This is a genomic window from Phenylobacterium sp. 58.2.17 (assembly GCF_026411515.1).
GTDB lineage: Bacteria > Pseudomonadota > Alphaproteobacteria > Caulobacterales > Caulobacteraceae > Phenylobacterium.
This window is the reverse complement of the sequence record NZ_JAPMTQ010000069.1, coordinates 1-11501: the sequence shown is the minus strand read 5'-3', so window position 1 is coordinate 11501 and position 11501 is coordinate 1. Positions and strand designations below refer to the sequence as shown.

General features: G+C 67.8%; 11 protein-coding genes and 2 pseudogenes. 8 read left to right on the top strand and 5 right to left on the bottom strand.

Going from position 1 to position 11501, the window contains the following annotated elements:
- Both OUA97_RS22225 and OUA97_RS22220 read left to right on the top strand, forming a co-directional pair.
- A pseudogene (locus tag OUA97_RS22225) lies at positions 1-276 on the top strand (hypothetical protein); the annotation flags it as partial.
- A complete protein-coding gene (locus OUA97_RS22220) occupies positions 269-676 on the top strand; it encodes a metallopeptidase family protein (protein ID WP_267234271.1) in 408 nt (135 codons plus the stop codon). The pseudogene OUA97_RS22225 and the gene OUA97_RS22220, both read left to right, overlap by 8 nt.
- Before the next feature lie 25 nt (positions 677-701).
- On the opposite strand, the gene OUA97_RS22215 is transcribed toward OUA97_RS22220, so the two are convergent.
- Both OUA97_RS22215 and OUA97_RS22210 read right to left on the bottom strand, forming a co-directional pair.
- Positions 702-3056 (bottom strand): arylsulfatase, encoded by a 2355-nt coding sequence (locus tag OUA97_RS22215; protein ID WP_267234270.1) that lies wholly within the window; start codon positions 3054-3056, stop codon positions 702-704.
- Positions 3057-3078: 22 nt separating this feature from the next.
- On the bottom strand, positions 3079-3939 hold the full coding sequence (locus OUA97_RS22210) for a hypothetical protein (protein WP_267234269.1): 861 nt from the start codon (positions 3937-3939) through the stop codon (positions 3079-3081).
- Between the two features lie 255 nt (positions 3940-4194).
- Here OUA97_RS22210 and OUA97_RS22205 point away from each other — a divergent pair, with 255 nt between their 5' ends.
- The 5 genes from OUA97_RS22205 (at position 4195) to mmcB (ending at position 8222) form a co-directional block, all read left to right on the top strand.
- Positions 4195-5325: a ferritin-like domain-containing protein gene (locus OUA97_RS22205; protein WP_267234268.1), complete on the top strand. Its 1131-nt coding sequence runs from the start codon at positions 4195-4197 to the stop codon at positions 5323-5325.
- Between the two features lie 176 nt (positions 5326-5501).
- Positions 5502-5825 carry a YnfA family protein gene (locus tag OUA97_RS22200; RefSeq protein WP_267234267.1) on the top strand — a complete coding sequence of 108 codons (324 nt, stop codon included), beginning with the start codon at positions 5502-5504 and terminating at the stop codon, positions 5823-5825.
- Between the two features lie 126 nt (positions 5826-5951).
- A complete protein-coding gene (locus OUA97_RS22195; protein WP_267234266.1) occupies positions 5952-7082 on the top strand; it encodes a ferritin-like domain-containing protein in 1131 nt (376 codons plus the stop codon).
- A 100-nt stretch (positions 7083-7182) separates the two neighbouring features.
- On the top strand, positions 7183-7704 hold the full coding sequence (locus tag OUA97_RS22190; protein ID WP_267234265.1) for a lipocalin family protein: 522 nt from the start codon (positions 7183-7185) through the stop codon (positions 7702-7704).
- Positions 7705-7766: 62 nt separating this feature from the next.
- Positions 7767-8222, top strand: a complete 456-nt coding sequence (mmcB, locus tag OUA97_RS22185; RefSeq protein ID WP_267234264.1) for a DNA repair putative endonuclease MmcB — start codon at positions 7767-7769, stop codon at positions 8220-8222.
- A gap of 68 nt (positions 8223-8290) precedes the next feature.
- Here mmcB and OUA97_RS22180 read toward each other — a convergent pair whose 3' ends face one another.
- Both OUA97_RS22180 and OUA97_RS22175 read right to left on the bottom strand, forming a co-directional pair.
- Complete coding sequence (locus OUA97_RS22180; protein ID WP_267234263.1) at positions 8291-8848, bottom strand: ActR/PrrA/RegA family redox response regulator transcription factor; 558 nt, start codon at positions 8846-8848, stop codon at positions 8291-8293.
- A gap of 81 nt (positions 8849-8929) precedes the next feature.
- On the bottom strand, positions 8930-10351 hold the full coding sequence (locus tag OUA97_RS22175) for an ActS/PrrB/RegB family redox-sensitive histidine kinase (RefSeq protein WP_323691110.1): 1422 nt from the start codon (positions 10349-10351) through the stop codon (positions 8930-8932).
- Between the two features lie 51 nt (positions 10352-10402).
- On the opposite strand from OUA97_RS22175, the gene OUA97_RS22170 reads away from it, so the two are divergent.
- Positions 10403-11008 (top strand): SCO family protein, encoded by a 606-nt coding sequence (locus OUA97_RS22170; RefSeq protein ID WP_267234262.1) that lies wholly within the window; start codon positions 10403-10405, stop codon positions 11006-11008.
- Here the strand turns inward: OUA97_RS22170 and OUA97_RS22165 are convergent.
- A pseudogene (locus tag OUA97_RS22165) lies at positions 11005-11501 on the bottom strand (RNA polymerase subunit sigma-24); the annotation flags it as partial. The gene OUA97_RS22170 and the pseudogene OUA97_RS22165 overlap by 4 nt on opposite strands.

The following is an 11501-nucleotide window of genomic DNA, read 5'->3' as shown; positions in this document are numbered from 1 at the left end:
GACGGGCATCGCTGGCCGGCGCCCGCCCCGCCGCCGCCGACCGTGTGGCGGGCGATGATCTCCTACTGGCGGATCGGCGGCGCGCCGCTGCGCCACGCCGGCGACGCCCAGGCCCGGCAGGCCCGGCGCAAGGGCGGCGAGGAGATCGACGGCGACACCCTGCGGGCCCTGACCCGCCAGCCGCTGCTGGCGGTGAAGCCGCAGCAGCCGCTCGACATCGGACTTTTCGAGACGCGCCTGCCCGAGGCTCCCCATATAGTCGTGCCTGATGAGTGATCCCTATGCGGGCCGCGCGCCCTCCCTCGACGACCTCGCCGCCCTGGCGCAGGCCGCCTTCGCCGCCCTGCCGGCCGAATTCCGCAAGTTGACCGGGGACGTGGTCTTCCGGGTGGATGATTTCGCCAGCGACGAGGTGCTGGACGAACTGGGCATCGAAAATCCGTTCGAGCTGTCGGGCCTGTACAGCGGCGTGCACATCGGCCACCGCTCGGTGCTCGACCCGACCCCTGGGCCGAGCCGGATTTTCCTCTATCGGCGCGCCATCCTCGACGAATGGGCCGAGCGCGGCGACGTCACCCTGGCCGAACTGGTCAGCCACGTGCTGGTGCACGAGATCGGCCACCACTTCGGCCTGAGTGACGACGACATCCACGCCATCGAGGACGCGGCCGAGTAGAGCGCTCGGATTCCTGCGTCCGCGCCTACTGCTTCCGCATGAAGGCGCGCATTTCAGCTTCGTGGTCGACGACCGGTTCGCCGCTGAGGTCGACGATCACCCGCTTGATCCGGCCGGCGTACTTGAACGGCGGCTTGTACTGCGGGTTGACGGGCGATCCTGCATCCTGGCCGACCAGCATGGCTCCGCCCTGGCCCAGGCGGATGGGAACCGTGTAGGGCAGTTGGCTGCTGGCGACCGGCTCGCCGTCGACGAGAAGGGTGACCTTGGCCGGCACGCCCTTGCCACGCTTCACGTCGGGCTGACCGGTCGGCGTAAACTGCATGCCGAGGCTACGCCGGCCTTCGGGCAGCGCTCTCTCGGCCTTCACGTAGAAGTAGTCGAGCGCCAGGTAGTTGTGCAGGTAGCAGAGCTTGCCGTGCTCTACGTAGAACGAGAAGCCGCCGTCGTTGCCGCCGAACGAGAGTAAGACACCATCGGCGCCGCCCGGCGGAATCTCCACCTCGGCGACGAAACTGTGCGGTCGGTTGAGAATCTTCGGGGCGGTCGCGGACACGATCGACTGAGTGTTCGGATAGAGCACGTACCGTGTCCGGGCCTTGGCCACCTGCGGTCGTTCCAGCGCGATGCGCTGGGTGCCGCGGCTGTCGATCGGCAGGACGTTGTACTTGCCGGCCTCGTTGTACCAAGTCGCGATCAGAGCGATCAGGCGGCCGTGCTCCTGATCCGCGAGGTTGCGGGTTTCGGCGAAGTCTTCGGCCACGTGGTAGAGTTCCCAGCCGGTCTCATCGAGCTTGGTCAGCATGTCTGCGCTGATCTCGTCGCCGAACTTGCGGCCGGATTCCACGAACGATGTCCCCGGCCAGGGACAGACCGCCCGCCAGCCGTCGTGGTAGATCGAACGGTGACCCAGCATCTCGAAGTACTGGGTCACGTGGGTCGGCGGCGCCTTGGCGTCCTCAAACACCGGCTTCAAGCTGACGCCTTCCATCGGAGCCTGGGCGACGCCGGCGATGGCGTGAGGCGGGAAGACGCCCAGGACGTCGAGCACCGTCGGGACGATGTCGATCAGGTGCGCGTACTGGGTCCTCACCTGCCCCTTGGCCTGGATGCCCTTTGGCCAGGCGACGATGAACGGGTCCGTGCTGCCGCCGCGATAGGTCTCTCGCTTCCAGCGCCGGAACGGAGTGTTGCCGGCGTGGGTCCAGCCCCAGGGGAAGTGATTGAAGGTGGTCGGTCCGCCGATCTCGTCGATGTGCGCCAGGCCGTCCTCGACCGTATCGGCGACATTGTTGAAGAAGCGGGACTCGTTGACCGAGCCGGTCGGCCCCCCCTCGGCGCTGGAGCCGTTGTCGGAAACCAGCATGATCAGGGTGTTGTCGTACTCTCCGATGTCCTTGAGGAAGGCGATCAGTTCGCCGATGTGGTGATCGGTGTGCTCTATAAAGCCGGCGAACACCTCCATCATCCGCGCATAGAGCCGCCGCTCGTCCGCCGACAGTCGGCTCCAGTCCTGGACGTCGGGGTCGGGGCGCGAAAGCTCGGTGGTCGGCGGGACGATCCCGCGGGCCTTGAGATTGGCGAAGGCGCGCTGGCGGTAGGCCTCCCAGCCGTCGTCGAACTTGCCCTTGTAGCGGTCGGACCATTCCTTCGGGACGTGGTGCGGCGAGTGGCCGGCGCCGGTCGCCAAGTAGAGAAAGAAGGGCTTGTCGGGCGCGATCTGCTTGGCGTCGGCGACGAACGACTTGGCGTGCTCCACCAGATCGGGGGTCAGGTGATAGCCCTGCTCGGGCGTCGCCTCGGGCTCGACCTGATGGCTGTCATAGACCAGCTCAGGGTACCACTGGTTCGTGTCGCCGCCGAGGAAGCCGTAGTAGCGCTCGAAGCCGCGACCCTGGGGCCAGCGGTCGTAGGGCCCGGCGGCCGTGTTGGTCTCTTCCGGCGACAGGTGCCACTTGCCGACGCAGTAGGTGCTGTAGCCCTCGCGTTTGAGGATCTCGGAGATCATGCCGTTCTCGAACGGCATGTAGCCGTCCGAGCCTGGGAACCCGGTCGACCCGTTCGACAGGCAGCCCATGTGGTTGGAGTGATGGTTGCGGCCCGTGAGGATGCAGGATCGCGACGGCGAGCAGAGCGCCGTGGTGTGCATGTTCGAGAACAGCAGGCCGTCGGCCGCCAGGGCGTCGATGTTCGGGGTGGCGATCTGCCCCCCGTAGCAGCCAAGATGACTGTAACCGACGTCGTCGAGCACGATGAACAGGACGTTGGGGGCGCCTTCTCGGGCGCGCACCGGGCGCGGCCAGGCGGGCTTTGAGCGGTCGGCGGTGAGGCCGACTACGCCGGTGAAGCGGCCGTGGGGATCGTACTCTTCAAGGGCCATTGGGAAGGCTCCGCATGGCTGGTCAGGGGATGGAGGCGGCCGCACCGGACTTCTTGCGCCAGGCGACGTAGGGGATCGAGATCAGGATGTTGATCAGCAGGAACAGCAGCGCCGCGGCGGCGATCGCCTGCTCTTGCGGAAAGTTGATGTGGGCGATGGTCATGGCGACGCCGGGGTGACGCGAGGCGCTGGCCAGGGCCAGCACCGTACGATCGTCGGGGGCGGGTCCGCCGAGCAGGTGGCCGACCAGCAGCCCGACGACGACGAAGACAGCGAACGCCGGCGCGCCGGCGGCGAAGAGGCCAGCGACGGCCCTCCACTGACTGACCAGGATGACTAGGGCGGCGAGCATCAGCAGCGCGAAGCCGAATTTGGAGAGCAACGGACCGAACCGCGCGGCCAGGCGCGGCGCGAGCACGGCGACCACCACCCCGGCGACCAGCGGCAGCAGGATGGTCGTGGCGACCACCGCCGCGACTTTGGCCGGCGGAATGCCGAGCGGGATAGAGAACAATCGCTCGTCGATTTCGAGCGCTATCGGAATCCAGACGATGGCGACCAGGGCGACGGCGGCCAGCAGACCGATCGAGTAGGAAGCGTCGCCGCCGGCCTTGGCCTGCTTGCGCGGCAGGATCGGCGGCACCGGCGCCAGGGACAGCGCGACCAGCATCACGGCCACGGCGTGGTGCAGGTTCATGACCCGCACCAGGATGACCGCCAGCAGCGGCATGATCACCAGCATGGCCAGCAGCGAGCGTGCAAGCAGGCCGGGGCGGCGCAGCACGCTGATCAGGTCGGCCGGACGCGCGGCGAGACCCAGAGAAAACACGATCGCCAGGATGCTGGCCTTGAGCACCAAAGGTACGACTTCGGCGAGCGACATTCGGCGGTCCCTTCGGACGTCGGGGAACGCGTAGAGGCGCACCGGCCCGCCAGCGCCGCCATCGGGCCGAGCCCGCAGGGGGGTCAGGGTTTCGCCCCAAGACTCCGATCTCGACGGAAATCGCGCCGCCGCTGAACAGCCGCTCACAAAGGTGACGCCTCCGTCATTTTTCTTGACGGATCGCCGTTCTCGGGGGAGGCTTTTTCCAACGAGGAAACAGCGGGCGCCGATGCGCCTTGTCAGGAGGAAGAGCCGATGGCCGCCGACGGCAACATCACCAAGGACGTCATCTACGATGCGGTCGCCCCGGACGACTTCGAGTCGATGCTGGAGCTGGACCGCTACAACGCCCGCTCGACGGCCTTCGACAAGATCATCTCGGCGACGCACGACCACTTCTGGGATCCGCTCGACAAGAAGTACATCGACTTCGACGAGCCCTTCGACATGGAGAACGAGCCCCTCCTGCCGGAGGACATGATCATCTCGCTGTCGACCGACTACGTGTCGAACCACCTGTCGGACCCCAAGACCCGCACCCGGTTCATCAACCAGTCGACCCTGCGCTCGTTCTCGTCGATCCTGCACGGCGAGCAGGGCGCGCTGAACCTGTCGGCCAGCCTCTGCCACGTGCTGAAGGACCAGGGCGCGCAGGAATACGCCGCCAACCAGACCCGCGAAGAGGCGCGCCACGTCACCGCCTTCGCCAAGTACATCAAGGCCCGCTGGGGCCGTCCGGTCGAATGCGGCCCGACCCTCAAGACCCTGCTGGTCGACATCATCGGTTCGCCGGAGGTCTACAAGAAGATCATCGGCATGCAGATGCTGGTCGAGGGCCTGGCCATGGGCGCCTTCGCCACCTTCTTCAACAACATCCGCGACCCGATGGGGAAGAAGCTCCTCCAACTGGTGATGACCGACGAAGCCTTCCACCACAAGTTCGGGAAGATCTGGGCCGACCGCACCATCCCGCATCTGACCGAGGCCGAGCACGAGATCATCGAGACCTGGGCCGCGCACTGCTTCCAGACCCTGCTGTTCAACTTGGTCTCGCCCAGCCAGCAGCGCGACCTCTATGAGGAGTTCGGCCTGGATCCGGACCGCGTGATCGCCGAGATGGCCGAAATGGTCACCGACGAGACCCGCCGGGAGAACATGAAGGAGCAGACCAACATCTTCCGGGTGCTGGTGAAGACCCTGCTCAACGCTGGCATCATCACCGACCGCACGAAGGCCTTCTATGCGATGTACGTCGACATCGAAGAACTTAAGGGCGAAGGCGACCGGATGGTCGGCGACGACATCGCCGAAGAGGGCATCAAGTACCTCCAGGAGATCAACTTCAAGGACCGCCTGGCCGGCACGATCTCGATCGCGGCGGAATAACAGCGACCCGCACAGTCGCGCGTAAGAGCGGCGCTTCAGCCTCGGCTGGAGCGCCGTTTTCGTTCTGGAAGGCGAGCTCTACGCTGTCATGCCCGTTTCGGCGCAACGGGAGACCGGCGCCCATGGATGATGCTTGGTGGGTTGCGGTCGAAGCTCGACTGCGGCCATCTCCGCCCATGACCGCCATCGTCTACATCGCCGCCGCGCTGGCCGAGATCGCCGGGTGCTTTTCGTTCTGGATGTGGCTGCGCGAGGGCAAGCCGGTCTGGTGGATCGTGCCCGGCATTGTCAGCCTGATCGCCTTCGCCTGGCTGCTGACCCTGGTCGATTCGGCCGCCGCGGGCCGGGCCTATGCGGCCTATGGCGGGGTCTATGTCGCCGCCTCGCTGGTCTGGCTGCTGGCGGTGGAGGGGGTGCGACCCGACCGCTGGGACCTGATCGGGGCGGCGGTGTGCATCGCCGGGGCGGGGATCATCCTGCTCGGCCCGCGCGCGGCCTAGGCTCGCGGCCGAGTCGACCGTCGAGCATTACAAATTTGACGGGTGCGTCATTTTGCTTTGACGCCCCGGAACATCGGTGTTGGAGTTTCGACCAAAGGCTCGGCAAAGGGCTCAGGGAGAGACGTCATGGCCGCTGACGGCAACATCACCAAGGACATCATCTACGACGCGGTGGCGCCGGACGACTTCGAGTCGATGCTCGATCTCGACCGCTACAACAACCGCTCGAGCGCCTTCGACAAGATCATCTCCGCGACCCACGACCATTTCTGGGACCCGCTGGACCCCAAGTACATCGACTTCTCCGCGCCCTGGGACATGCAGAGCCAGCCCCTGGTCAGCGAGGACCTGAACGTCGCGCTGCACACCGACTATGTGAAGGCCAAGCTCAACACCCCCGAGCTGCGGGCCCAGTTCGTCAACAAGTCGCTGCTCTATTCGTTCTCGTCGATCCTGCACGGTGAGCAGGGGGCGCTGAACCTGTCGGCCAGCCTGTGCCACGTGCTGCTGGACCAGGGGGCGCAGGAGTACGCCGCCAACCAGACCCGCGAGGAAGCGCGCCACGTCACCGCCTTCGCCAAGTACATCAAGGCCCGCTGGGGCCGGCCGATCCAGTGCAGCAAGGTGCTGCAGGACCTGCTGGTCGACATCATCGGTTCGCCTGAGGTCTACAAGAAGATCATCGGCATGCAGATGCTGGTCGAAGGGCTCGCCATGGGCGCCTTCGCGACCTTCTATCAGAAGCTCAACGACCCGCTCGGCCGCCAGCTGATGCAGCTGGTGATGACCGACGAGGCCTTCCACCACAAGTTCGGGAAGATCTGGGCCGACCGCACGATCCCGAAGCTGTCGGAAGCCGAGCACGCCATCGTCGAGGACTGGGCCGCGCACTGCTTCCAGATCCTGCTGTTCAACCTGGTCTCGCCCAGCGAACAGACCGCGCTCTACGAGGAGTTCGGGCTCGACCCGGCCAAGGTGCTGGAGGAGATCCAGGCGATCGCCACCGATGAGGTGCGGCGCGAGGACATGAAGGAAAGCACCAATATCTTCCGGGTGCTGATCAAAACCCTGCTGAACGCCGGCATCATCACCGACCGCACACGGGCCTTCTACGGCATGTATGTCGACATGGAGGAGCTGAAGGCCGAGGGCGACCGCATGGTCGGCGACGACATCGCCGAGGAGGGGATCAAGTACCTCCAGAAGATCAACTTCAAGGACCGCATCGCGGCCAATGTGACCCTGGCGGCGGAGTAGACGCGGCGCCGCGGAAGCGCCAAATTCTGCGTTGATATTGCATGGAGGCCCGCGGGAAATTCCGCGGGCCTTGCCGATTCAACCGAGACCCAACTTCGTTATGCGCGCACTCGCCACCACGGTCCTCGCTCTCGCCCTCGTCGCGGGCCCCGCCTTGGCGGCGCCGCCGCCGCCGACCAAGAAGATCGAGCTGACCAACATGATGGGCCGCTGGTACGAGGTCGCGCGGCTGCCCAACAAGATCCAGACCGGATGCCAGGGCGGCACCTCGGACTGGCAACGGACCGGCGACGGCTTTGCGGTGGTGCAGGCCTGTCACAAGGGCTCGCTGTCGGCGCCGGTCACCGAGTGGAAGGCCAAGGCCAAGGTGCTCGACACCCGCACCAACGCCAAGCTGCAGATGACCTTCTTCAACGGCCTGGTGCGCCAGGAGTACTGGGTGCTCGACCACCGCGCCGATCAGGGCTGGCTGATCCTCGGCACGCCGGGCGGCCGTTCGGTGTGGCTGATGTCGCAGCGCCCGACCTTGCCGTCGGGCGTAAAGAGCCAGGCGGTCGCCCGCATAAAGCAGCTCGGCTACGACGTCGGGCGGCTGGAGTTCCCGCAGCCGGCCCGCAACTGACGAGAGGCAGTCGGGACAAGGCCGAGCTTGCGCCTCGAACGAAACCGGAACATGGTTTCGGCATGGACGTCGCCATCGTCACCATCACGCGGCCGGAGATCACCGCCAACGTCACCCGCGGGGCCGCGCGGCTGCTGATCGACCTCGGCTATGCGCCGCTGGCGGAGGTCACCCTGCCCAACGGCCGGCGCGCCGACCTGATGGCGCTGTCGCCCAAGGGCGAACTGGCGATCATCGAGGTGAAGTCGGGGATCGAGGACTATCGCGTCGATCGCAAGTGGCATGAGTACCTACCCTATTGCGACCGCTTCGCCTTCGCCGTGGCGCCGGAGTTCCCGCAGCACATCCTGCCGGAGGAGCCGGGGCTGATCGTCTGCGACGGCTTCGGCGGGGCGGTGCTGCGCGAGGCCCCGGCAACGCCGCTCGCCCCCGCCCGGCGCAAGGCCCTGACCATCGCCTTCGCGCGGCTGGCGGCGATGCGGGCGATGGGGGTGGCGGCGGTGCAGCTGGAAGCCTAGCGCCGCGCTCTCACCTCAACCTCGTCATCGTCGGGCGTGTCCCGGGCGAACGCTAGGGGCGCGCGCCCCTAGCGCGGCGCGCGCTTGGCCAGGATCCGCTGCAGGGTGCGGCGGTGCATGTTCAGCCGCCGGGCGGTTTCCGAGACGTTGTGGCCGCAGAGCTCGTAGACCCGCTGGATATGCTCCCAACGGACGCGGTCGGCGCTCATCGGGTTTTCCGGCGGGGCCGGCGCTTCGTCCTTGCGGGCCAGCAGGGCGCGGGCGACGTCGTCGGCGTCGGCCGGCTTGGACAGGTAGTCGATGGCGCCCGATTTCACCGCCGCGACCGCCGTGGCGATGTTGCCATAGCCGGTCAGCATCACGACCTTGGCGTCCGGGCGCGCCTCGCGCACCGCCTCCACCACCTTCAGCCCGGTGCCGTCCTCCAGCCGCATGTCGAGCACGGCGTAGGCGGGGGGGCTGGCCTTCACCGCGGCCAGGGCCTCGGCGACGCTGCCGACCAGCACGATCTCGAATCCGCGTTGCTCGAGCGCCCGGCCAAGCCGTGTGCGCAGCGGCGCATCGTCATCCAGGACAAGCAGGCTCCTGTCGGGCAGGGCGGCGATATCGGCGGAGAGATCGGTCATGCGCAACCTCCGATAGGGGCGTTCTGATCACCCGCCTCCTGCGGCATCATGTCGCTGCTTGTCGCAGCTTCGCAAGTGTCTTCACGCTGGCGGCGGCCTCACTTCGATGCGCGCGCGAGGCCACTTGGCCGCAACGACGGCTCCGCGCGGCCTGCCGTTCTGAAAAGTCACTGTGGCCCCGGTTCGTTCCAGCAGGGTCTTGGCGATGAAGAAGCCGAGTCCCATGCCGACGTGGCCGGTGCGGCCGCCGGCGACGCCGGGACGGCTGGTGACATAGGGCTCGCCGAGTTTGGCGAGAACCTCCGGCGCGAAGCCCGGACCGTCGTCGCGGACCTGGATGCTGATGGTGTCGGCGTCGAAGCGGACGGTGACCAGCACCTCCGATGCGGCGAAGTCGACGGCGTTCTCCACGAACGAGGTCATGGCGTGCAGCACCTCGGGCATGCGCCAGATGTCGGGGGCGGCCACGCCCGGCGCGCCGGAGACGATGGCCTCGACCCGCACGCCCTTCACCTCGGCCTGGGGCTCGATCACCTCGTGGACCAGCTGCAGCAGGCTCATCCGCTCGTGCACCTCGTCGGAGGCGGCGGCGGGGGCGTCGGTGAGCCGCCTGAGGATCTCGCCGCAGCGCTCGGCCTGGGCGATCAGCAGCTCGGCGTCTTCCTTGACGCTGGGGGTCGGGGCCTCGCGGGCCAGCTCCTTGGAGACGATGGAGATGGTCGCCAGCGGCGTGCCCAGTTCGTGGGCGGCGGCCGCGGCCAGGGCGCCGAGGGCCGAGAGCCGCTGCTCGCGGGCCAGCACCGCCTGGGTGACGTCGAGCGCCAGGGCCATGCGCGAGGACTCCTCGGCCGCCTGGCGCACGGTGCCGGCGATGACCACGATCCCGGCGACATTGGCCACCGCGGCCCCGATCATGAAGGCGGTGGGCAGTTCGGTGAAGGAACCGTTCAGCGACGGTAGCGGCCCGTGTACGAAGGCCAGCAGCATCGAGGCGGCGATGGCCAGCCCGGCCAGCAGATTCACCCAGCGTGGGGCCAGGGTCGCCGCGCCGAGGGTCACCGGGGCCAGCACCATCAGGATGAAGGGATTGGCCGTGCCGCCGGTCAAGTACAGCAGCAGCGAGATCTGGCCGATGTCGAAGCCGAGCTGGGCGACCGCTTCCCAGCCGCCGATCAGCCGCTGGCCGGGGAAGGCGACGCCGGTCAGCAGATTGACCCAGGCCGACGCGCCGATGACGGTGAAGCAGAGCGTGTAGGGAGCGTCGAAGCCGAGCACGAGCCCGACCAGGGCGAAGATCAGCAGCTCGCCGGCGATGATCATCCAGCGCAGGGTGACCAGGGTGCGCATCCGCAGCCGTCCGCCGTGGGCGCCGGCCAGACTCCAGCCCTCGGCCCCCCAAGCGGCCGCGCCGAGGTCGGCGACGCCTTGCGCAGGGGCGGCGGTTTGCCTATCGAGACCGGGCGACGGCTGCGACGGCGACGGGTTCCGGATGGACGCCATCATGCTGCGAGCATCGCCCCTAACGCCGCGCCTGACGAGCCCCAAAGGTCAACCATGTCCCGCCGCAATCTCATCCTTGTCGCCGCCTGTGTGGTCGGGCTGATCCTGATGGGCGCGCTCGCCTGGCGGGCCGGCGTCTTCGACGGACAGCGCGCAGGCGGCTCGACCTCCGGAACGGCTCTGGTCGGCGGCCCGTTCCAGCTGGTCGACCAGAACGGCAAGCCGGTGGACGAGAAGATCCTCAAGGGCAAGTGGTCGGCGGTGTTCTTCGGCTTCACCTACTGCCCCGACGTCTGCCCGACGACCATGCAGGTGCTGGGCGCGGCCCAGCAGCAACTGGGCCCCAAGGCCGACAAGTTCCAGGTGGTGTTCATCTCGGTCGACCCGGAGCGCGACACCCCCGAGCAGATCAAGACCTACCTCTCCAACGAGGTGTTCCCCAAGGGGACCATTGGGCTGACCGGCACGCCCGAGCAGGTGGCCGCCGCGGCCAAGGCCTATCGGGTCTACTACAAGAAGAACGGCGAAGGCTCGGACTACCTGATCGACCACTCGACCCCGGCTTACCTGATGAATCCCAAGGGCCAGTTCGACCGGGTCCTGCCCTACGGCATCTCGCCCGAGGAAACGACCCGTCAGATCGCCGACGCGATGCGCTAGCGCGCGGCTTCGTCGGCGCGGCGGCGCAGCAGGTCGCGTTCGCGGCGGTTTTCGGCCAGGGCGAGGGCGGTCTCGAAGGCCGCGCGGGCCTCGTCCCGCCGGCCGAGCTTGAGCAACAGGTCGCCGCGGACGCTGGGCAGCAGATGGTAGGCGGCGAGCGCCGGCTCGCCGGCCAGGCGCTCGACCAGGGCCAGACCCGCAGCCGGGCCCTCGGCCATGCCGACCGCGATGGCGCGGTTCAGCTCGACGACCGGCGAGGGAGCGACGGCGGCCAGCCGCGCATAGAGGGCGGCGATCTGCGGCCAGTCGGTGTCGGTCGCCTCGGTCGCCCGCGCGTGGCAGGCGATGATCGAGGCCTGCAGGACATAGGGCCCGTCGGCGCCGCCCAGCGCCAGGGCGCGGGCCAGGGCGACCAGCCCGCGGCGGATCTGCAGCTGGTCCCAGCGGCGGCGATCCTGGTCGAGCAGCAGGATTGGCTCGCCGCCCGGGCCGG

Excerpts from the sequence above, each read along its gene's own strand:
- OUA97_RS22220 (WP_267234271.1), top strand. The coding sequence starts at position 269 with ATGAGTGATCCCTATGCGGGCCGCGCGCCCTCCCTCGACGACCTCGCC.
- OUA97_RS22215 (WP_267234270.1), bottom strand. The coding sequence starts at position 3,056 with ATGGCCCTTGAAGAGTACGATCCCCACGGCCGCTTCACCGGCGTAGTC.
- OUA97_RS22210 (WP_267234269.1), bottom strand. The coding sequence starts at position 3,939 with ATGTCGCTCGCCGAAGTCGTACCTTTGGTGCTCAAGGCCAGCATCCTG.
- OUA97_RS22205 (WP_267234268.1), top strand. The coding sequence starts at position 4,195 with ATGGCCGCCGACGGCAACATCACCAAGGACGTCATCTACGATGCGGTC.
- OUA97_RS22200 (WP_267234267.1), top strand. The coding sequence starts at position 5,502 with ATGACCGCCATCGTCTACATCGCCGCCGCGCTGGCCGAGATCGCCGGG.
- OUA97_RS22195 (WP_267234266.1), top strand. The coding sequence starts at position 5,952 with ATGGCCGCTGACGGCAACATCACCAAGGACATCATCTACGACGCGGTG.
- OUA97_RS22190 (WP_267234265.1), top strand. The coding sequence starts at position 7,183 with ATGCGCGCACTCGCCACCACGGTCCTCGCTCTCGCCCTCGTCGCGGGC.
- mmcB (WP_267234264.1), top strand. The coding sequence starts at position 7,767 with ATGGACGTCGCCATCGTCACCATCACGCGGCCGGAGATCACCGCCAAC.
- OUA97_RS22180 (WP_267234263.1), bottom strand. The coding sequence starts at position 8,848 with ATGACCGATCTCTCCGCCGATATCGCCGCCCTGCCCGACAGGAGCCTG.
- OUA97_RS22175 (WP_323691110.1), bottom strand. The coding sequence starts at position 10,351 with ATGATGGCGTCCATCCGGAACCCGTCGCCGTCGCAGCCGTCGCCCGGT.
- OUA97_RS22170 (WP_267234262.1), top strand. The coding sequence starts at position 10,403 with ATGTCCCGCCGCAATCTCATCCTTGTCGCCGCCTGTGTGGTCGGGCTG.